Here is a 21153-nt window from a genome sequence, read left to right as displayed (position 1 = left end):
ATGTGATCTCGATCGCTCCCGAACCCGTAATCCTTGATTCTGTGCATTAGCGCCCAGTGCTTTGTGCATATGCAAAAATTTTTATCAAAATATGCCGTAATACCTGAGCATTAAAACAATGTGCGGTCGCGGATGGCGTCTTATACTGAATGACGATTTTATCACGCCAGAATACGTCAGAATAATAAATATCATGCTGGCACGGTGTCTGAATGAATAAATAAAATGACACTGGAAAAGGCTGCGGAATAAAAAGGTAAATACGATGAGTAACGATATCTTCCCGAATAAATTTAAAGCGGCCCTCGCGGCGCACCAGATTCAGATTGGCTGCTGGTCCGCGCTGGCAAACCCAATCAGCACCGAAGTGCTGGGCCTGGCCGGTTTCGACTGGCTGGTGCTGGACGGCGAACATGCGCCGAACGATATCAGCACGTTTATTCCGCAGCTGATGGCGCTGAAAGGCAGCCACAGCGCCCCGGTGGTGCGTGTACCCACCAACGAGCCGGTGATTATCAAGCGTCTGCTGGATATCGGCTTCTACAACTTTCTGATCCCGTTTGTGGAGACGGAAGAACAAGCGGCGCTGGCCGTTGCGTCAACGCGCTACCCCCCGGAAGGGATCCGCGGCGTCTCCGTTTCGCACCGCGCCAATATGTTTGGCACCGTGCCGGACTATTTCGCGCAGTCCAACAGCAACATCACCATTCTGGTTCAGATCGAGAGCCAGCAGGGCGTTGATAACGTCGACGCGATTGCCGCCACAAACGGCGTGGACGGTATCTTCGTCGGCCCAAGCGATCTGGCTGCCGCCTTTGGCCATCTGGGCAATGCCAGCCACCCTGACGTACAGCGCGCGATCCAGCACATCTTTGCCCGCGCCAAAGCACACGGCAAACCGTGCGGCATTCTGGCGCCGGTTGAGGCGGACGCCCGTCGCTATCTGGAGTGGGGAGCCACGTTTGTTGCCGTCGGCAGCGACCTCGGCGTATTCCGCTCGGCCACGCAGAAATTAGCGGACGCTTTTAAAAAATAACCATCATTGAGGATACAGATTATGACGCTGAAAGTGGGTTTTATTGGCCTGGGGATCATGGGTAAACCAATGAGTAAGAACCTCATCAAAGCGGGTTACTCGCTGGTGGTATCCGATCATAATCCACAGGCCGTGGCGGAAGTGATGGCGGCGGGCGCAGAAACGGCCACCACAGCCAAAGCGATTGCCGAGCAGTGCGACGTCATCATCACCATGCTGCCAAACTCACCGCATGTTAAAGAGGTCGCGCTGGGTGAAAACGGCATTATCGATGGCGCGAAGCCGGGCCTGGTGCTGATTGATATGAGCTCTATTGCGCCGCTCGCAAGTCGTGAAATCAGCGAGGCGCTAAAAGCAAAGGGCGTCGATATGCTGGACGCGCCGGTCAGCGGCGGTGAGCCGAAAGCGATAGACGGTACGCTGTCGGTGATGGTCGGCGGTGATAAAGCCGTTTTCGATAGATATTACGACCTGATGAAAGCGATGGCGGGCTCCGTGGTGCATACCGGGGATATCGGGGCGGGTAACGTGACCAAGCTGGCAAACCAGGTGATTGTGGCGCTGAACATTGCCGCCATGTCCGAAGCGCTGACGCTGGCAACCAAAGCGGGCGTCAACCCGGACCTGGTCTATCAGGCCATTCGCGGTGGCCTGGCGGGCAGTACCGTGCTGGAGGCCAAAGCGCCGATGGTCATGGATCGTAATTTCAAACCCGGTTTCCGCATCGACCTGCATATCAAAGATCTGGCCAACGCGCTGGATACGTCACACGGCGTGGGCGCGCAGCTGCCGCTGACCGCGGCGGTCATGGAGATGATGCAGGCGCTGCGTGCCGATGGCCTGGGCACGGCCGATCACAGCGCGATTGCATGCTACTACGAAAAACTGGCGAAGGTGGAAGTGGCGCGTTAATCACGCCTTGCCCATACCTGAGGGTGACAGCGGCGCGCAAACCCTCTATACTGCGCGCCGAAGCTGACCAGACAGTCGCCGCTTCGTCGTCGTCCCTTTCGGGGGAGACGGGCGGAGGGGAGGAAAGTCCGGGCTCCATAGGGCAGGGTGCCAGGTAACGCCTGGGGGGGAAACCCACGACCAGTGCAACAGAGAGCAAACCGCCGATGGCCCGCGCAAGCGGGATCAGGTAAGGGTGAAAGGGTGCGGTAAGAGCGCACCGCGCGGCTGGTAACAGTCCGTGGCACGGTAAACTCCACCCGGAGCAAGGCCAAATAGGGGTTCACATGGTACGGCCCGTACTGAACCCGGGTAGGCTGCTTGAGCCAGTGAGCGATTGCTGGCCTAGATGAATGACTGTCCAACGACAGAACCCGGCTTATCGGTCAGCTTCAACTTCTTAGAAAACCCCGCTTCGGCGGGGTTTTTGCTTTCAGGGGGGGTAGGCTGGGTAAGCGCAGCGCCACCCGGCACCAGACAAACGACATCAATTCTCATATTTGCGACATTAAGCACATTTCACTGTTTTTACCCCTTCCGTATCGCTCCTGTGTCTGCGGACGATCGTCATCACAAAATTTCACGCTAAAAAAATCGCGATTTTCAGTATTGATAATTTGTTATGATTGTTATCTTAATGATCGCGAAACTTTTCTCGTTTGATATGCATACATTGAAATCAAATACATTTCTCCTGTGAATATGTGACGTATTCCACTCTTTTCCGCCAGCCTGAAAATTCGCGTCGGAAAAATTTGATAAATTGAAAGAATGTTTCAAACAAATAGCGGTTATTTATTGGTCTTTAATTGCCTGAAATATCGCCTTTATTGATTTTTTCCGGATGGTAAAATTTATCCGGGTTATCGCCATAAAATAAATTTATTACCGCTATTTTTGTTGATCAATATCAGCGTAGTAGCATATTTGTCTCTATTTATTCCTTTGATAAGTAAGCGTTTTTATGGTTTTTCGCTGTGCGTGATAAAGGGCCTGGAAAGCAAATTGTGAGTAACAGCACATACCCCTTCAAACATTATTGAGTAGAATTCACCCCGTCATAGGGAAATAAGTGCAGAATATTATGAACACTATTATTCTACCGAAAACACAGCACCTCGTGGTATTTCAGGAAGTCATTAAAAGTGGCTCCATAGGTTCTGCAGCAAGACAGCTGGGTCTGACGCAACCCGCCGTCAGCAAAATCATCAGCGATATTGAGTCCTACTTCGGTGTGGAAGTGATGGTGCGTAAAAACACCGGCGTAAAACTCACTGCTGCGGGCCAGGTTCTGCTCTCGTACTCAGAGTCCATCACCCGCGAAATGAAAAACATGGTGAGTGAGATTAACAGCCTGAGTTTCAGCACCGTTATGGACGTCTCCTTTGGTTACCCGTCGCTGATCGGTTTCACCTTCCTGTCCGAAATGATCAAAAAATTTAAGGAAGTGTTCCCGAAAGCACGCGTCTCGATGTATGAAGCCCAGCTCTCCTCTTTCCTGCCGGCCATTCGCGACGGTCGTCTGGATTTCGCTATCGGCACGCTGAGTGATGAAATGCTGCTGCAGGATCTGCACGTCGAACCGCTGTTTGAGTCCGAGTTTGTGCTGGTCGCCAGCAAAACGCGAACGTGCACCGGCCCGACGACACTGGCATCGCTCACGCACGAGCAGTGGGTGATGCCGCAAACCGATATGGGCTACTACAAAGAACTTCTGACCACCCTGCAAGACAATCACATCAGCATCGAAAACATCGTCCAGACCGATTCCGTCGTCACCATTTATAACCTTGTGCTGAATGCCGATTATCTGACGGTTATTCCCCGCGACATGATTGCACCGTTCGGTTCTGACCAGTTTATTGTGCTGCCAGTGGAAGATGAATTACCCGTGGCGCGTTATGCCGCCGTGTGGTCAAAAAATTACAGGATTAAAAAATCGGCGTCAGTATTAGTTGAGCTGGCAAAACAATATTCGTCGATGAATATCGAAAGACGACGATGAATAATTAGTACCCATTTTAAAGAACACCCAGAGCGTTAACGTGTTAACGCGCTGATACCCTGACTTTGCCTGAAAAGAATGAATTATTATAACGAGGATATTATGCATATTACCTACGATCTCCCGGTAACGATTGAAGATATTCAGGACGCCAGAAAACGACTGGCAGGAAAAATATATAAAACCGGTATGCCACGTTCGAATTATCTCAGCGAACGTTGTAAGGGCGAAATATTCCTGAAATTTGAGAATATGCAGCGTACCGGCTCGTTTAAGATCCGCGGCGCGTTTAACAAGTTAAGCTCGCTGACCGACGCTGAAAAACGCAAAGGCGTTGTCGCCTGCTCCGCGGGAAACCACGCGCAGGGTGTGTCCCTCTCCTGCGCCATGCTCGGCATCGACGGCAAAGTGGTGATGCCGAAGGGGGCACCGAAATCCAAGGTTGCCGCCACCCGCGACTACTCCGCCGAAGTGGTGCTGCACGGCGAGAACTTCAACGATACCATCGCCAAAGTGAGCGAAATCGTTGAGACGGAAGGGCGTATTTTTATTCCGCCTTACGATGACCCAAAAGTGATTGCCGGGCAGGGCACCATCGGCCTGGAAATTCTCGAAGATTTATACGACGTGGATAACGTCATTGTACCTATCGGCGGCGGCGGATTAATTGCCGGGATTGCGACGGCGATTAAATCCATCAACCCGACCATTAATATTATCGGCGTACAGTCTGAAAACGTGCACGGAATGGCAGCCTCCTGGCAGGCAGGAGAAATAACCAACCATCGCGTTACCGGCACGTTAGCCGACGGCTGCGACGTCTCTCGTCCGGGGAAATTAACCTTCGAAATCGTTCGTGAACTGGTCGATGACATTGTGCTGGTGAGCGAAGACGATATTCGCAACAGCATGGTTGCCCTTATTCAGCGAAATAAAGTGGTGACGGAAGGCGCTGGCGCACTGGCTTGTGCTGCGTTATTAAGCGGCAAACTTGACCACTATATTCAGGGCCGCAAAACCGTCTGCATTATTTCCGGCGGCAATATCGACCTCTCCCGTGTTTCCCAAATTACCGGCTTCGTTGACGCATAAAGGTGACCTATGAGCAACACAGAAAGCATTATCGTTGGCCAGACAAAAACGTCCTCCTGGCGTAAGTCTGATACCACCTGGACGCTTGGCCTGTTTGGTACCGCCATTGGCGCAGGCGTGCTGTTCTTCCCCATTCGCGCAGGCTTTGGCGGATTGATCCCGATCCTGCTGATGCTGGTTCTCGCATTCCCGATTGCGTTTTACTGCCACCGCGCGCTGGCGCGTTTGTGTCTGTCCGGCAGCAACGTCTCCGGAAACATCACCGAAACGGTGGAAGAGCATTTCGGTAAAACCGGCGGGGTGGTGATCACGTTCCTCTACTTCTTTGCCATTTGCCCGCTGCTGTGGATTTACGGCGTCACCATTACCAACACCTTTATGACCTTCTGGGAAAACCAGCTCCAGTTGCCAGCGCTGAACCGCGGCGTGGTGGCGCTGTTCCTGCTGCTGCTGATGGCCTTTGTTATCTGGTTTGGTAAAGACCTGATGGTGAAGGTCATGAGCTTCCTGGTGTTCCCGTTTATCGCCAGCCTGGTGCTGATTTCCCTGTCGCTGATCCCTTACTGGAACTCGGCGGTGATCGACCAGGTCAACCTGAGCGATATCGCCTTCACCGGTCATGACGGCATTCTGGTCACCGTGTGGCTGGGTATCTCCATCATGGTCTTCTCCTTCAACTTCTCGCCTATCGTCTCCTCGTTTGTGGTCTCCAAGCGCGAAGAGTACGAGCCAACGTTCGGTAAAGAGTTCACCGAGCAGAAATGTTCCAAAATCATCGGTCGCGCCAGCCTGCTGATGGTGGCTGTGGTGATGTTCTTCGCCTTTAGCTGTCTGTTTACGCTCTCTCCGCAGAACATGGCGGACGCCAAGGCGCAGAATATTCCGGTGCTCTCTTACCTGGCGAACCACTTTGCGTCAATGTCCGGAACTAAATCGACGTTCGCGACGGTACTGGAATACGGTGCCTCCATCATCGCGCTGGTGGCTATCTTCAAATCCTTCTTCGGGCACTACCTGGGCACGCTGGAAGGTCTGAATGGCCTGATCCTCAAGTTCGGCTACAAGGGCGATAAGAAGAAAGTTTCCGTTGGCAAACTGAACACCATCAGCATGGTGTTCATCATGGGCTCCACCTGGGTTGTGGCCTACGCCAACCCGAACATTCTCGACCTTATTGAAGCCATGGGCGCACCAATCATCGCCTCTCTGCTGTGCCTGCTGCCGATGTACGCCATCCGCAAAGCCCCGGCTCTGGCGAAATACAAAGGGCGTACCGAGAACATCTTCGTTACCGCGGTCGGCCTGCTGACCATTCTGAATATCGTTTACAAACTGTTCTAACCCATTGCTCAGGAAGAGCGGAGTCACATGATGATTGAGTTTCCGGTTGTACTGGTAATTAACTGCGGTTCGTCCTCTGTTAAGTTTTCGGTGCTCGACGCCAGCAGCTGCGACGCCCTGATGACGGGCATTGCAGACGGCATCAACACCGAGAAGGCCTTTATTTCCGTGAACGGGGGTGAGCCAGCCAGACTGGCTCACCAGGACTACGAAGGGGCGCTGGCTGCCATCGCCCTGGAGCTGGAGAAGCGTGACCTGATGAGCAGCGTGGCCTTAATTGGCCACCGCATTGCGCACGGCGGCGACCTCTTCAGCGAGTCGACCCTGATTACGGAAGCGGTGATTGAGCAGATCCGCCAGGTCTCTCCGCTGGCGCCGCTGCATAACTACGCTAACCTGAGCGGCGTGGAAGCCGCAGAGCGCTTGTTCCCGGGCGTGCAGCAGGTCGCGGTATTTGATACCAGCTTCCACCAGACGCTGCCGCCGCAGGCGTATCTGTACGGATTGCCGTACCGCTATTTTGAAGAGCTGGGCGTGCGCCGCTACGGCTTCCACGGCACCTCTCACCGCTACGTGGCCGCGCAGGCGCATACGCTTCTCGGGCTGTCCCCCGATGACAGCGGCCTGGTGATTGCCCACCTCGGCAACGGAGCGTCCATCTGCGCGGTGCGCAACGGCGAAAGCGTGGATACTTCCATGGGGATGACGCCGCTGGAAGGGCTGGTAATGGGTACGCGCTGCGGCGATGTGGACTTCGGCGCAGTGGCGTGGATTGCCCAGCAGACCGGGCAGTCGTTCGAGGATCTGGAACGCGTGGTCAACAAAGAGTCCGGGTTGCTTGGGATTTCCGGCATCTCCTCCGATTTACGCGCGCTGGAGAAAGCCTGGCACGCTGGCAACGAGCGGGCGCAGCTGGCTATCCAGACCTTCGTTCACCGTATAGCGCGGCATATCGCCGGGCACGCTGCGTCACTGCACCGCCTCGATGGGGTGGTCTTTACCGGCGGTATTGGCGAAAACTCGACGCTTGTCCGCGCGCTGGTGGCGGAACATCTGAACGTGTTCGGCATCCGCCTCGACGACGCCAAAAATGCCCTGCCGGGCAGCGCGGGTGAGCGCGTGATCTCCACCGAGTCGTCCCGCGTGGCCTGCGCGGTGATCCCTACCAACGAAGAAAAAATGATCGCGCTGGACGCCCTCCGTCTTGGGAAGGTTACCCCGGCTGCGGCTTACGCCTGATAAAGCGAGAAACACATGAAAGTAACAATCGATACGGGCGTCGCGCCCTACAGCGACGCATGGGCCGGGTTTCGCGGTGAAGAATGGAAAAACGCCGTCAACGTCCGCGATTTTATTCAGCATAACTACACCCCTTATGAAGGCGATGAAGCTTTCCTCGCGCAGGCGACGCCAGCAACGACGGCGCTGTGGCAGAAGGTGATGGTCGGCATTCGTCAGGAGAATGCCACCCACGCCCCGGTGGATTTTGACACCAACATTGCCACCACCATTACGGCCCACGGGCCGGGCTATATCGACCAGGATCTGGAGACGATCGTCGGCCTGCAAACCGACAAGCCGCTCAAGCGCGCCCTGCATCCGTACGGCGGGATCAACATGATCCGCAGCTCGTTCGAAGCCTACGGTCGGGAGATGGATCCGCAGTTTGAATATCTCTTTACCGACCTGCGCAAAACCCACAACCAGGGCGTGTTTGACGTCTATTCGCCAGAGATGATGCGCTGCCGTAAGTCCGGCGTGCTGACCGGCTTGCCGGACGGCTACGGGCGCGGACGCATCATCGGCGACTATCGCCGCGTGGCGCTGTACGGGATCGCTTATCTGGTGCGCGAGCGTGAACTCCAGTTTACGGATCTGCAGGGCAGGCTGGAGCGCGGTGAGGATCTGGAGGCGACGATCCGCCTGCGTGAAGAGCTGGCGGAGCATAAGCGCGCGCTGCTGCAGATCCAGCAGATGGCGGCGAACTATGGCTTTGATATCGCACGCCCGGCGATGAACGCCCAGGAAGCGGTGCAGTGGCTCTATTTTGCCTACCTTGCCGCGGTGAAATCCCAGAACGGCGGGGCGATGTCGCTGGGGCGCACGGCCTCGTTCCTCGATATCTACATTGAACGTGACATGCAGGCAGGAAGGCTGAATGAAGTCCAGGCGCAGGAGCTGATCGACCACTTCATCATGAAGATCCGCATGGTGCGCTTCCTGCGCACGCCGGAGTTCGACACGCTCTTCTCCGGCGATCCGATCTGGGCGACGGAAGTGATCGGCGGCATGGGGCTGGACGGGCGCACGCTGGTGACCAAGAACAGCTTCCGCTATCTGCACACGCTGCACACCATGGGGCCAGCACCTGAGCCGAACCTGACGATCCTCTGGTCAGAACAGCTGCCGATCGCGTTCAAGAAATACGCCGCGCAGGTGTCGATCGTCACCTCTTCGCTGCAGTATGAGAACGACGATCTGATGCGTGCGGACTTCAACAGTGACGACTACGCCATTGCCTGCTGCGTCAGCCCGATGGTGATCGGCAAGCAGATGCAGTTCTTTGGCGCGCGCGCCAACCTCGCCAAAACGCTGCTGTACGCGATCAACGGCGGGGTGGACGAGAAGCTGAAGATCCAGGTCGGTCCTAAAACCGAGCCGCTGCTGGACGACGTGCTGGATTACGACACCGTGATGGCGAGCCTCGATCACTTTATGGACTGGCTGGCGGTGCAGTACATTAGCGCCCTGAATCTCATTCACTACATGCATGATAAGTACAGCTACGAAGCCTCGCTGATGGCGCTGCACGACCGGGACGTCTATCGCACCATGGCCTGCGGCATTGCCGGGCTGTCGGTAGCCGCGGATTCCCTGTCGGCCATTAAATATGCCACGGTGAAGCCGGTGCGCGACCATACCGGACTGGCAGTCGATTTCGTGATTGAAGGGGATTATCCGCAGTACGGCAACAACGACGACCGCGTGGACAGCATTGCCTGCGACCTGGTGGAGCGCTTTATGAAGAAAATTCAGGCGCTGCGGACCTACCGCAACGCGGTGCCAACTCAGTCGATCCTGACCATCACCTCCAACGTGGTTTATGGTCAGAAGACCGGGAACACGCCGGACGGACGACGCGGCGGCACGCCGTTTGCCCCAGGCGCGAACCCAATGCACGGGCGCGACAGAAAAGGGGCGGTGGCCTCGCTAACGTCGGTTGCCAAACTGCCGTTCACCTATGCGAAAGACGGGATTTCCTATACCTTCTCCATCGTGCCGCAGGCGCTTGGCAAGGACGAGCTGGTGCGCAAAACCAACCTGGTGGGGCTACTGGACGGGTATTTCCATCACGAAGCCTCTATTGAGGGAGGGCAGCATCTGAACGTCAACGTCATGAACCGGGAAATGCTCCTCGATGCCATCGCGCACCCGGAGAATTACCCGAACCTGACAATCCGCGTTTCAGGTTATGCGGTGCGGTTTAATGCGCTGACGCGCGAGCAGCAGCAGGATGTAATTTCGCGAACTTTTACCCACTCTATCTAAACGTGAGCTCTCATGCCCCCTCAATGCAGGGGGCCTTTTTTTGTCCGCTAAACATACAAAATTGTTTATATAATTACTCACACATATTCATCCGCTCTTGAAAAACAATACCCCTGCTTTTCCCTATAACAGCATGTAAGGACAGTAAGATGATGAAAATGACCCGTATTGCGCTGGTCGCCGCCTCGCTGGCAGTGTGTAGTTTTACGGCACAGGCCGCGAACGTTGAGGCTGCTCCGTCTCCATCGCAGGATCCGCTGGTGCAGCACCTGAAGCTCAGCAATGAGCAGGTTAAGAAGATTGAAGGTCTGCATAAGCAGCTGGAACAAAATGTCAGCAAGATCCCGATGACGGGCGTGAAGGACGGCGCGCTGATCGACATGTTCCAGGCGGGCAAGTGGGACGAAAGCACGGTGAAAAGCCAGCTTGCTGCCTTTAGCAAAATTGAAGAGCAGACCCGTTATTACCGCGTGAAATATTACTTCGACGTCAGCCAGGTTTTGACGCCGGAACAGCGTAAACAAATTAGAACGGATATGGCTAACGCGCTGGCTAACTGATTTCCTACCCGCGCATGGCGCGGGTTTTTATTTCTTGATCGGCGTCACTTTTAGAAAATTAGCTTTTAATATCCCACTTCAGAAGCAAAATTTCCTCCAGAAGCAGAATATCCTTATTAATGTTGTGACATTTTTCTCCCGCTCTCCGGATATGATCTTCCCACACCAATAACACTCACCTGCAACCATCTGAATCGCAATCGCTGGCGATCGGAAACTAATAAAAACAACTGTTTACCCTACAAAATAAGCGAGTGCCCAATGGATACGGCAACAAACAGCAGTGTGATTGTGAGTGATTCCCCCGCGGCAAGGCGGGCGGGAATGAGTGAAAGCGAGTGGCGGGAGGCGATTAAATTCGACAGCACCGACACGGGCTGGGTCATCATGAGTATCGGGATGGCTATCGGCGCGGGGATAGTTTTTCTCCCCGTGCAGGTCGGATTAATGGGGCTGTGGGTATTTTTGCTCTCATCAATAATCGGCTATCCGGCCATGTATTTATTCCAGCGTCTGTTTATTAATACGCTGGCGGAATCACCGGAGTGCAAAGATTACCCGAGCGTAATTAGCGGTTATTTGGGTAAGAACTGGGGCATCTTATTAGGCGCGCTCTATTTCGTGATGCTGGTGATCTGGATGTTTGTCTATTCTACGGCCATCACCAACGACAGCGCCTCGTATTTGCATACCTTCGGCGTGACCGACGGTTTGTTATCAGATAATCCGTTTTACGGTTTATGCCTGATCTGCATTCTGGTGGCCATTTCGTCGCGCGGTGAAAAGCTGCTGTTTAAAGTCTCAAGCCTGATGGTGCTGACCAAATTATTCGTGGTAGCCGCGCTGGGGCTGTCAATGATTGGGCTCTGGCAGTTGGCCAACGTGGGCATGCTGCCGCCGCTGGGACTGTTGATTAAAAACGCCATCATTACGCTGCCCTTTACCTTAACCTCCATTCTGTTTATTCAGACCCTGAGTCCGATGGTGATCTCATACCGTTCACGGGAAAAATCGGTGGAGGTGGCGCGCCACAAAGCGCTGCGGGCGATGAATATTGCCTTTGGCATCCTGTTTGTGACGGTCTTTTTCTACGCCGTCTCCTTCACGCTGGCGATGGGGCACGATGAGGCGGTTAAAGCCTACGAGCAGAACATTTCGGCTCTGGCGATTGCGGCGCAGTTTATCAGCGGTGACGGCGCGGGCTGGGTCAAAATCGTCAGCGTGATCCTCAATATCTTCGCCGTGATGACCGCGTTCTTCGGCGTGTATCTCGGCTTTCGCGAGGCGACGCAGGGTATCGTCATGAACATCCTGCGCCGCAGAATGCCGGCTGAGAAAATCAATGAACACGCCGTCCAGCGCGGGATTATGCTGTTCGCCATCCTGCTGGCCTGGAGCGCGATAGTCCTGAACGCGCCGGTGCTGAGCTTCACCTCCATTTGCAGCCCCATCTTCGGCATGGTGGGCTGTCTTATCCCGGCATGGCTGGTCTACAAGGTGCCAGCCCTGCATAAATATAAAGGCGTATCGCTGGTGATTATCGTCATCACCGGACTGCTGCTTTGTGTTTCTCCTTTCCTCGCATTCTCCTGAGGGTAATTAAGGTCGTAACGATGTCTGAGCAAACTCATCCTTTATGGAATCAATTTATTCGCGCGGTGCAGGAAGAAGTGAAGCCTGCCCTTGGGTGTACCGAACCCGTCTCTCTGGCACTGGCCTGTGCGATGGCCGCAGACCTTCTGCCGGGGGAGGTCACACGGATTGAGGCGTGGGTCTCGCCGAACCTGATGAAAAACGGGCTGGGCGTGACGGTGCCGGGGACCGGTATGGTCGGGTTACCGATTGCGGCGGCGCTGGGCGCGATTGGCGGTAACGCGCACGCCGGACTGGAGGTGTTGAAAGATGCCACCGCCGATGCACTGGTCCGCGCCAAAGCCCTGCTTGAGGCAGGGCAAGTGCAGGTAAAACTGCAGGAGCCCTGTGATGAGATCCTCTATTCCCGTGCATGCGTTCATGCCGGGGATCACTCGGCGATGGTGACCATCGCGGGCGGGCATACGCGGGTGGTGGAAGTGGTTTGCCAGGGGGAAACACGCTTTACGCTTGACGATCAACGGTGCCAGACGAATGACGATCCGCTGGCGGTGCTTTCAACTACTACACTGTCGCAGATCGTGGAATTTGTTGAGCAGGTGCCGTTTGAGGCGATCTGCTTTATCCTGCAGGCAGGGCGGCTGAACGATGCGCTCTCCCGCGAAGGGCTCAGCGGGAAGTGGGGGCTGCATATTGGCGCAACGCTTGATAAGCAGCGCGCGCGCGGATGGATGGCGCAGGATCTGGGGTCAGATATTGTAATTCGTACCAGCGCAGCCTCGGATGCCCGCATGGGCGGCGCGACGCTGCCGGCGATGAGCAATTCGGGCTCCGGTAATCAGGGGATCACCGCCACTATGCCGGTGGTGGTCGTGGCTGAACACGTTCAGGCTGACGACGAAAGGCTGGCGCGGGCGCTGATGCTGTCGCATCTTTCGGCGATCTATATTCATTATCAGCTTCCGCGCCTGTCCGCACTGTGTGCGGCGACAACGGCGGCGATGGGCGCTGCGGCGGGCATGGCGTGGCTGATGGGGGGCTGTTACCAGACCATCGCGATGGCGATTGGAAGCATGATCGGTGACGTCAGCGGGATGATCTGCGACGGGGCGTCAAACAGCTGCGCCATGAAGGTCTCAACCAGCGTCAGTAGCGCCTGGAAAGCTGTGATGATGGCGCTGGATGAGTCGGGCGTAACGGGAAACGAGGGGATTGTGGCGCACGATGTGGAGCAGTCAATCGCAAACCTGTGCGCGCTGGCGTGCCGCTCGATGCAGGCCACGGACCGGCAGATTATTGAGATTATGGCGAGTAAGGTGTCGTGATTTAATCCAACCCGTGACCCCTCACCCTGCCCCTCACCCCAACCCCTCGCCCCTTTGGGGAGAGGGGTTGGGGTGAGGGGCAAGTGGCATTCTTTAAACCGGCAAATCAATCAGCAGCGCGCGCAGCGGCGTATCCGCCACCAGGGTGATATTCGCTTCATCACGAATAAACGCCCCGTCGCCGCAGGTGAGCGCTTCTTTCTCTTCCGTATGCGTCACCGCATGCACCGTACCGTGAATAGACTGCAAATAGGCGCGCGGGCCATGAAGCTGGAAGCTTGCCTGTTCACCTTTCTTCAGCTCGATATGGTGCAGCCACACCTGCTGACGCAGCTGCAGGCTCTCTTTGCTGCCATCAGGGGATGCAATCAGCTGCTGTTTTTCGTCCGTTAAATCTATCTTCTGCACCAGCGGATTTTCCCGTTCAGGGCAGGCGTCCAGCCACAGCTGCATGCGGGTCAGCGTTTTGTCTTTGCTGAGGTTATGCTCGCTGTAGCTGATGCCCGGCTGCGTGGAAATTAACAACGCTTCGCCAGCCTTTGCCTGGACATGATTGCCCTCGCTATCGCGGTATTCTGCCTCGCCTTCCAGGATCAGGTTCAGGATATCGACTTTCGGGTACGTACGCGGCTGGAAGGAGGCGCCCGGGGCGAGCACTTCCTGGTTCAACACGCGCAATGAAGCGTAACCGAGGAGTTTAGGGTCAAAGTAGTGTCCAAAGGAAAAGGTGTAGCGGGCCTGCAGCCAACCGAAATCGGCTTGTCCGCACTGTTTAGCTGTTCTTGTCGTAATCATAAACTTGACCTCTCTTTACACTAAAACAATGGTAAAGGTATGGACGCTGCATTGTTAGCCAGATATTCTGCCTGGTATGTTCAAATTTCCTGAATGAGAACGAGATGGCTAAAGAGAGAGCATTGACGCTTGAGGCGCTTCGCGTCATGGACGCGATTGACCGGCGCGGCAGTTTTGCGGCGGCGGCCGATGAACTGGGGCGCGTTCCGTCTGCGCTGAGCTACACCATGCAGAAGCTGGAAGAAGAGCTGGACGTGGTGCTGTTTGACCGCTCCGGCCATCGAACTAAATTCACCAACGTCGGGCGGATGCTGCTGGAGCGTGGCCGCGTGCTGCTGGAGGCGGCGGACAAGCTCACGACGGACGCCGAAGCGCTGGCGCGCGGCTGGGAAACCCATCTGACGTTAGTTACCGAAGCGCTGGTGCCGTCAGAAGCGCTGTTCCCGCTGGTGGACCGCCTGGCAGCGAAGGCCAATACGCAGCTGTCGATCATCACCGAGGTGCTGGCAGGGGCGTGGGAGCGTCTGGAGACGGGCAGGGCGGATATTGTCATTGCGCCGGACATGCACTTCCGCTCATCGTCAGAAATCAACTCGCGCAAGCTCTACAGCGTGATGAACGTCTACGTTGCCGCCCCCAACCACCCGATTCACCAGGAGCCGGAGCCGCTCTCTGAAGTCACACGCGTGAAGTATCGCGGCGTGGCGGTCGCGGATACCGCGCGCGAGCGTCCGGTGCTGACGGTGCAACTTCTGGATAAACAGCCTCGTCTGACGGTGACCTCGCTGGAAGACAAACGGCAGGCGCTGCTGGCAGGTCTGGGCGTGGCGACGATGCCGTACCCGTTTGTGGAAAAAGATATTGCAGAAGGGCGACTGCGGGTCGTGAGCCCGGAGTATACCAGCGAAGTGGATATCATTATGGCGTGGCGTCGCGACAGCATGGGCGAAGCCAAATCATGGTGCCTGCGCGAAATACCCAAACTTTTCGCCCACCACAATAAATGAACGAGTAGGCCCGGTAAGCGTAAGCGCCACCGGGCGTTATTTTACGCGCCGACCTTAGGATCGGGGCCAAAGCGGTTTTCGCCCGGCGTCCCGCTCTGGCAGTTGAAAATCAAAATCACGATCCAGCCCACAATCGGGATCAACAGCAGCAATAGCCACCACGCTGAACGATCGGTGTCGTGCAGTCGACGGAACAGCACCGCCCATGATGGCAGCAGGACCAACAGGCCATAAATGGTGGTCAGCACGCCTTCACCGCCAGCCCGCTCCCAGCCGAGAATTTTATCCACAATGCCCAGCACCATGACGAGGATGAAGTTCACCAGAACGAACATCCAGTACTCTTTGCGGCGGGCGCGGCCACCAAATCCAATGTAGTTGCGCAGTACTTTTAAATACCAGTCCATTTTTCCTTGCCTCAATAGTCGGTCAATCACTTGTTTTTTAAGCAATCAAAGTAAGGATAGATGGAGATTGTGAATTAAAAAAGGGCATCTATTGATGCCCTTAATATTTATCCAAAACGGACGTCGCGCCCGTGAGGTTCATTCAGATCCTGCCACGGCCCAATGGAGATAATGCCCGTCGGGTTGATGGTTTTGTGGCTGCGGAAATAGTGGGTGCGAATATGGTCGAAGTCGACCGTCTCCGCGATGCCCGGCATCTGGTAGATGTCGCGCAGGAAACCATACAGGTTCAGGTAATCGCTGATGCGGTGCTTGTCGCACTTAAAGTGGGTGACATAGACCGGATCAAAGCGAACCAGCGTGGTCCACAGGCGAATGTCCGCTTCCGTCAGGCGATCGCCCGTCAGGTAGCGATGCTTGCCCAGGAGCTGTTCCAGGCGTTCAAGCGATTCAAACACTTTTCCAACCGCTTCGTCATACGCTTCCTGGCTGGTGGCGAAACCGGCCTTATAGACACCGTTGTTGACGTTGTCGTAAATCCAGCTGTTCAGCTCATCAATTTTCTCACGCAGCTCAACCGGATAGTAATCTCCGGCGCGGGCGCCGTGGGCATCAAATGCGGTATTGAACATGCGGATGATTTCCGCAGACTCATTGCTGACAATCGTCTGGTTTTTCTTGTCCCACAGCACCGGCACGGTCACGCGACCGGTGTAATGAGGGTCGGCGCGCAGATAGAGCTGGTACAGGAAATCGTGGTGATACAGTTCGTCGCCGGTCGCCGCAGGGAAATCACTGTCAAACGTCCAGCCGTTTTCCAGCATCAACGGGTTGACGACGGAAACCGGAATGAAGGATTCAAGACCTTTAAGCTTGCGCACGATCAGCGTGCGGTGGGCCCACGGACAGGCAAGGGAAACATAAAGATGATAACGGTCTTTCTCAGCCGCGAAGCCGCCTTCACCGCTAGGGCCTGGCGCACCATCGGCGGTCAGCCAGTTACGGAAGGCCGAAACAGAGCGTTTAAAGCGACCTCCGGTGGATTTGGTGTCATACCAGACATCCTGCCAGACGCCGTCTACGAGTTGTCCCATTTTTTCTCCTCCGTCAGATAGCAAAAGCGAGGAGATGTCTCCTCGCTTTGTGTTCATTCAGTATAGCGTGCTTACCATTTCTTATTCAGAACGCGGTCGATGCTGTATGCGCCCGGGCCAGTGACGGCCAGCAGCAGGAAGCCACCCGCGATGGTCAGGTTTTTCATGAACATCAGAGAGTTCACGCCTTCCGCAAAGTTGCTGTGGAAGATGAACGCCGTCAGCACGGTGAAGCCTGCAGTAAACAGCGCGGTGGTGCGGGTCAGGAAGCCGAACAGGACTGCCAGGCCGCCGCCGAACTCAAGAAGAATGGTCAGTGGCAACAGGAACCCCGGAACGCCCATGGCTTCCATATACTGCTGGGTACCCGCATAACCAGTGATTTTTCCCCAACCTGCCACGATGAACAGAATTGGCATCAGAATACGCGCTACCAGTACACCAACATCTTCTAATTTTTTCATTTTACTCTCCAGGAAACCACATCAGCGGCTGAACGTTATTTGTCTGCAATTCCGGGTAGATACCGCGTCGTTGCTGTCGATGGAGAGGATAATAAACGGGGCGGGTGGCAATTGTTAGCAAGGAAAACTGTCAATCTTCTTCAAAGATATTGAGTAAGGGAGGGGGAGAGAATTTTGCCGGGTAAGGCGTAGCGCCACCCGGCGAGAAGGCTAGCGTAATTGCTGCTGCCGCAACGTTGCTTTCACCAGACGCCAGGCGCTCCATGCACCAAATCCACGACGCGCCCAGCGGATCAGCATGTTCGGATGACGAACGGACCAGATAGCCATCACGCTGCTGCCGACCAGCGCCCATGAACGCAGGCTCAGGACGGTATTCCAGCCCCGGTCAAACCGTCGCGTCGCGTCAATCCAGTCGCGACGGCTGGCAGACAGGTCCAGCCGTTGCTGCTGGATCTGGCTTAGCAGGTACGCTTTTCGCTTTTGACGTTCGGCTTTACCGCTCACGGCTAGTCATCCTCCAGCAGGGCGCGATCGTTCGCCAGCTCCTGACGCGTATGGCGCAGGAATGTGGACTTGCGCGCTTTACGCAGCGTCCAGATACCGCCGATCAACGCGGCGACCAGCAGAACGACGGTGGTGGCAATCATCGCGTTAAGACGATACTGCGGGTCAATGGCCCAGATGATTAACACCATCAGGCTCATCAGGCCAAACGCGGCGAAGAGCATGGTCAGCCCGAGCATCAGCAGCATCTGGAAGAGGTTCGCTTTCTCCTCTTCCAGCTCGACCACTGCCAGCCGGACGCGCGTTTCGGCAATCCCGACCAGCGTCGTTAAAATACGCTGGCCGATGCCGAGGACGTTGTTAGCAGGCCCTTGTGCGTGACGAGGATCTTCCATATCAACGACGCGTCAGCAGGACACCCAGCACCACACCCACTGCGGCACCAATCCCTACACCCGTCCATGGATTATCACGCACATATTCGTCCGCGCGGGCAGCTGCTTCACGGGTCTGTTTCGCCAGTGCATCACCGGTTTCACCCAGGCGATAACGGCTCTCCTTCAGCGCTTGCTCCGCCTTGCTGCGCAGCTTGCTGACCTCTTCTTTTGACTTGTCAGCAGAGGAGTTCAGCACCTCTTCAAGGGTATCGGCCAGGGATTTCAGTTCAGCGCGCAGATGTTCAGACGTCGTATCTTTTGACATGATTCTCTCTCCTGTTGAGATTTCCGTTAACTCAATAATCGCGAGCTTCCAGCGCTTTCAGGTCGTCCTGCGCTTCTTTCAACTTCTTCTCGCGCTTAGCAATTTTTTCCGCATCCCCTTTCTCTTTCGCTTCCTGCAGGTCGCGACGGCGCTCGGCTATCTCGTCCTTCTGTTCAGCGATTTTCTTCTGGTGGTCGGCACGAAGCTTGCTGTCTGAACAGTTCGCTTTCACTTCGCTCAGCGCTTTTTTAAGACCATCGACACGGTGCTGATTGTTATGCTTTTCGGCATAACCGATCTCACGCTGAATATCCTGTTCTTTCTCCTGACAGAGAGAGTTTGCGAAGGATGCTGTGCTTAAAGAAAAAAGGGCCAGAGCCAGAGTCATGCGGAATTTCATTATCGAAACCTTCCATTGTGTTGCGGCTTGAGCCGCTATCCAAAGTTATGCGGAGTACATCGAGGGGTGCTCCGCGTACTTAAGCATAGTAAGTAAACGGGGGATTCACCAAAGTGAGTGAAAAGATTCGGAATCCTGGAAGTTATCCAAACCGATGCGACGTATCGCGAATCAATGAGAGCCAGGCAGCTGGCTGGCTCTCATCTTCCTGCTGAGCAATGATATACCCGCGCGGCAGCGTACGGTCGAGAACCACTTTCGCGGCGGCACTTTGCGCACGGGAATCAAACTTGATCAGTAAAACATCGTCCTGCGGGGTGATGCTCTTAAAGCGGATCCCGTTCGCATCCAGATGATGCCAGACAGAAAAACCGTCAGGCACGCTGGCACCCTGGTTTACCGGGCGGATGGCCAGCGTCGATTCCTGATGCGAAAGCGCGCTCCAGGCCAGCAGCAGGGCGCTGAGCAGCACCAGCGTAATCATGGCAAAGGCAAAACGGCGCAGAGCGAGCGGTGAGATAACCATCGTCAGCCTCTGGCTCCGTATTTCTTTTTCCACAGGACGACCAGGGAGCCGATCAGGCCAAAGACCAGCAGAACCACAGGCAGCAGCATCAGGCAGGACATCAGCTGGTCTTCATATTTCATAAAGACCGGCGTTTTACCCAATGCATAGCCCAGCGTCGTCAGAATAAGCACCCATAACAGACCGCTCATCCAGTTGAAGAACTGGAAGCGCGTGCTGCTCAATCCCGACAGCCCGGCAATGGTGGGCAACAGGGTGCGAACAAAGGCAATAAAGCGGCCAATCAGCAGCGCGGAAAGCCCGTGCTTATGGAAAAGGTGGTGCGCCCGCTGGTGATAATGTGCAGGCAGGTGCGAGAGCCAGTTCTGGACGATTCGGGTATTGCCCAGCCATCTTCCCTGGATATAGCTCACCCAGCAGCCGAGGCTGGCCGCGACGGTCAGTAATAAAATGGTGTGTGGAAACGCCATCGCCCCTTTGGCACACAGCACGCCGACAAGCACCAGCAAACTATCACCGGGCAGGAAGGCAGCAGGCAGCAAACCGTTCTCAAGGAACAGGATCATAAACAAGACGAAATAGAGCATGCCAATCATGGAAGGGTTGGCCAGCGTTTCAAAATCCTGCGCCCAGAGGGCATGCAGTAGTTGGGTCAAAAGTTCCATTCAGTGTTCCTGGAAATCGGTTAACGTCACGCCTGTTATCCGGGACAAACAGCACGGCGACATTGTTGTGATTTCATTATGGTCGCTCGCGGACACATTGCGGTGTGGCCAACACTGTTCCCTGTTAATTGGCTGGTTAGCAAGCACTAACTTACAAAATAAGGAATTGAATCCAATTGTAACAAAGCCCAACGTTCTGCGTCACAGAATTTGCAGGGGTGAGTTGATTTTGGCGTAAGCCCAGGAAGTGAGCGAGGGGATTTACAAAGGCTGACACTATATATGTTTTGCTTACCCATGTAAGCCGGAAGGCGCAACGTAGCGCCTGCCAGCAGAAAGGTCATCTATTTTGCGGCACTGGATGCCGTATCGAGATGAACAACGGGATTGTCGGCGAAAAGATAGCGGTCAGCGTTAAATTCGAAGTCATCGCTGGTTTCGTTGAACAGCATCTGCTTGGTGTTTTCCAGGTGCTGCCACATCGCCAGCTTAGCGGCATGCGGGTCTTTACGAATCAGAGCCTTAAGGATTTGATCGTGATCGTCACACCAGTTGTCGACGGTACGGGAATCGATATGGTCGTGCAGTTTTTTCCAGTACGGGTTGTGAACGCGCTGAGTCCACATTTTTTCTACGATTGCCGCCAGCGCCGTATTTTGGGTTGCCAGGGCGACCTGAACGTGGAACTGCAGATCCCACTCTGAATCGCGGAAACATTTTTCCTTACGGGCATTCTCCTGGATCTCCATCAACTTCATGATGTCCTGCTTGGTCACCTGCGTCGCCGCAAACTCGGCAATATTGCTTTCGATCAGCTGGCGAGCCTGGAGCAGCTCAAACGGGCCATAGCTGGCGAATTCCAGACTTTCGTCCGCGACGGGAGAGTGTTTCGGCAGATTAGAAATCACGTGAATGCCGGAGCCTTTGCGTACCTCAACGTAACCTTCCACTTCGAGCATGATAATCGCTTCACGCACCACGGTGCGGCTCACACTTTTTTCATCCGCGATAAAGCGCTCGGCGGGAAGTTTATCACCGACAAGATAGACCCCTTGCTCGATGCGATCTTTCAGCTCGGCAGCAAGTTGTTGATATAAACGACGTGGTTCGGTGATTTCCATATGCGCTCCAGGC

22 protein-coding genes and 1 other RNA gene are annotated in these 21153 nt (G+C 55.2%); 12 read left to right on the top strand and 11 right to left on the bottom strand.

Annotation, left to right across the window (positions count from 1 at the left end):
• Window positions 1-265: 265 nt before the first annotated feature.
• The 11 genes from garL (at window position 266) to BM007_RS11355 (ending at window position 13452) form a co-directional block, all read left to right on the top strand.
• The gene (garL, locus tag BM007_RS11405) at window positions 266-1036 is read left to right on the top strand and encodes a 2-dehydro-3-deoxyglucarate aldolase (RefSeq protein WP_032650347.1); all 771 of its coding nucleotides are present in this window, start codon (window positions 266-268) and stop codon (window positions 1034-1036) included.
• Between the two features lie 21 nt (window positions 1037-1057).
• Window positions 1058-1948 carry a 2-hydroxy-3-oxopropionate reductase gene (gene garR, locus BM007_RS11400; protein ID WP_090418824.1) on the top strand — a complete coding sequence of 297 codons (891 nt, stop codon included), beginning with the start codon at window positions 1058-1060 and terminating at the stop codon, window positions 1946-1948.
• A 59-nt stretch (window positions 1949-2007) separates the two neighbouring features.
• An RNA gene (gene rnpB / locus BM007_RS11395) (RNase P RNA component class A) lies at window positions 2008-2385 on the top strand.
• 686 nt (window positions 2386-3071) lie between these two features.
• Window positions 3072-3992: a transcriptional regulator TdcA gene (gene tdcA, locus BM007_RS11390; protein ID WP_008501504.1), complete on the top strand. Its 921-nt coding sequence runs from the start codon at window positions 3072-3074 to the stop codon at window positions 3990-3992.
• Window positions 3993-4094: 102 nt separating this feature from the next.
• The gene (gene tdcB, locus BM007_RS11385; protein ID WP_024906393.1) at window positions 4095-5084 is read left to right on the top strand and encodes a bifunctional threonine ammonia-lyase/L-serine ammonia-lyase TdcB; all 990 of its coding nucleotides are present in this window, start codon (window positions 4095-4097) and stop codon (window positions 5082-5084) included.
• Window positions 5085-5093: 9 nt separating this feature from the next.
• Window positions 5094-6425, top strand: coding sequence for a threonine/serine transporter TdcC (tdcC, locus tag BM007_RS11380; RefSeq protein WP_024906394.1), 1332 nt, complete (start codon window positions 5094-5096; stop codon window positions 6423-6425).
• Between the two features lie 30 nt (window positions 6426-6455).
• On the top strand, window positions 6456-7664 hold the full coding sequence (gene tdcD / locus BM007_RS11375; RefSeq protein WP_090418950.1) for a propionate kinase: 1209 nt from the start codon (window positions 6456-6458) through the stop codon (window positions 7662-7664).
• Window positions 7665-7679: 15 nt separating this feature from the next.
• Window positions 7680-9974 (top strand): formate C-acetyltransferase, encoded by a 2295-nt coding sequence (gene pflB / locus BM007_RS11370; RefSeq protein WP_024906396.1) that lies wholly within the window; start codon window positions 7680-7682, stop codon window positions 9972-9974.
• Window positions 9975-10123: 149 nt separating this feature from the next.
• Window positions 10124-10534: a Spy/CpxP family protein refolding chaperone gene (locus BM007_RS11365; protein WP_061716433.1), complete on the top strand. Its 411-nt coding sequence runs from the start codon at window positions 10124-10126 to the stop codon at window positions 10532-10534.
• 261 nt (window positions 10535-10795) lie between these two features.
• Window positions 10796-12127, top strand: coding sequence for an SLC5/6 family protein (locus BM007_RS11360; RefSeq protein ID WP_090418821.1), 1332 nt, complete (start codon window positions 10796-10798; stop codon window positions 12125-12127).
• A gap of 20 nt (window positions 12128-12147) precedes the next feature.
• Entirely contained in the window at window positions 12148-13452 is a 1305-nt protein-coding gene (locus BM007_RS11355; RefSeq protein ID WP_090418818.1) for an L-cysteine desulfidase family protein, read from the top strand.
• Between the two features lie 93 nt (window positions 13453-13545).
• Here the strand turns inward: BM007_RS11355 and BM007_RS11350 are convergent, their stop codons facing one another.
• Window positions 13546-14247, bottom strand: coding sequence for a pirin family protein (locus tag BM007_RS11350; RefSeq protein ID WP_032650336.1), 702 nt, complete (start codon window positions 14245-14247; stop codon window positions 13546-13548).
• Window positions 14248-14351: 104 nt separating this feature from the next.
• Between BM007_RS11350 and BM007_RS11345 the strand changes: the two genes are divergently transcribed.
• Window positions 14352-15254, top strand: a complete 903-nt coding sequence (locus tag BM007_RS11345; RefSeq protein ID WP_032650335.1) for a LysR family transcriptional regulator — start codon at window positions 14352-14354, stop codon at window positions 15252-15254.
• A 41-nt stretch (window positions 15255-15295) separates the two neighbouring features.
• On the opposite strand, the gene BM007_RS11340 is transcribed toward BM007_RS11345, so the two are convergent.
• From BM007_RS11340 to exuR, 10 genes are all read right to left on the bottom strand, one after another.
• A complete protein-coding gene (locus BM007_RS11340; protein WP_024906401.1) occupies window positions 15296-15661 on the bottom strand; it encodes a DUF805 domain-containing protein in 366 nt (121 codons plus the stop codon).
• Between the two features lie 107 nt (window positions 15662-15768).
• On the bottom strand, window positions 15769-16755 hold the full coding sequence (locus BM007_RS11335) for a glutathione S-transferase family protein (protein WP_090418816.1): 987 nt from the start codon (window positions 16753-16755) through the stop codon (window positions 15769-15771).
• 71 nt (window positions 16756-16826) lie between these two features.
• Window positions 16827-17219: a DoxX family protein gene (locus BM007_RS11330; RefSeq protein ID WP_023309292.1), complete on the bottom strand. Its 393-nt coding sequence runs from the start codon at window positions 17217-17219 to the stop codon at window positions 16827-16829.
• Window positions 17220-17429: 210 nt separating this feature from the next.
• Window positions 17430-17726, bottom strand: coding sequence for a YqjK-like family protein (locus BM007_RS11325; protein ID WP_024906403.1), 297 nt, complete (start codon window positions 17724-17726; stop codon window positions 17430-17432).
• Between the two features lie 2 nt (window positions 17727-17728).
• Window positions 17729-18121 carry a phage holin family protein gene (locus BM007_RS11320; RefSeq protein WP_023333540.1) on the bottom strand — a complete coding sequence of 131 codons (393 nt, stop codon included), beginning with the start codon at window positions 18119-18121 and terminating at the stop codon, window positions 17729-17731.
• A gap of 1 nt (window position 18122) precedes the next feature.
• Complete coding sequence (locus BM007_RS11315) at window positions 18123-18428, bottom strand: ElaB/YgaM/YqjD family protein (RefSeq protein WP_008503141.1); 306 nt, start codon at window positions 18426-18428, stop codon at window positions 18123-18125.
• A 31-nt stretch (window positions 18429-18459) separates the two neighbouring features.
• On the bottom strand, window positions 18460-18828 hold the full coding sequence (locus BM007_RS11310; RefSeq protein WP_008503142.1) for a DUF1090 domain-containing protein: 369 nt from the start codon (window positions 18826-18828) through the stop codon (window positions 18460-18462).
• A gap of 142 nt (window positions 18829-18970) precedes the next feature.
• Window positions 18971-19354 carry an EnvZ/OmpR regulon moderator MzrA gene (gene mzrA, locus BM007_RS11305; RefSeq protein ID WP_090418814.1) on the bottom strand — a complete coding sequence of 128 codons (384 nt, stop codon included), beginning with the start codon at window positions 19352-19354 and terminating at the stop codon, window positions 18971-18973.
• A gap of 2 nt (window positions 19355-19356) precedes the next feature.
• Window positions 19357-20019: a DedA family general envelope maintenance protein YqjA gene (gene yqjA / locus BM007_RS11300; protein ID WP_024906405.1), complete on the bottom strand. Its 663-nt coding sequence runs from the start codon at window positions 20017-20019 to the stop codon at window positions 19357-19359.
• A gap of 344 nt (window positions 20020-20363) precedes the next feature.
• Window positions 20364-21140: a transcriptional regulator ExuR gene (gene exuR, locus BM007_RS11295; protein ID WP_023309288.1), complete on the bottom strand. Its 777-nt coding sequence runs from the start codon at window positions 21138-21140 to the stop codon at window positions 20364-20366.
• Window positions 21141-21153: the final 13 nt, after the last annotated feature.

This window comes from Enterobacter sp. NFIX59 (genome assembly GCF_900113755.1).
Taxonomy (GTDB): Bacteria; Pseudomonadota; Gammaproteobacteria; order Enterobacterales; family Enterobacteriaceae; genus Enterobacter; species Enterobacter pseudoroggenkampii.
The sequence above is the reverse complement of the archived record's forward strand: the minus strand, read 5'-3'. Positions and strand labels throughout refer to the sequence as shown.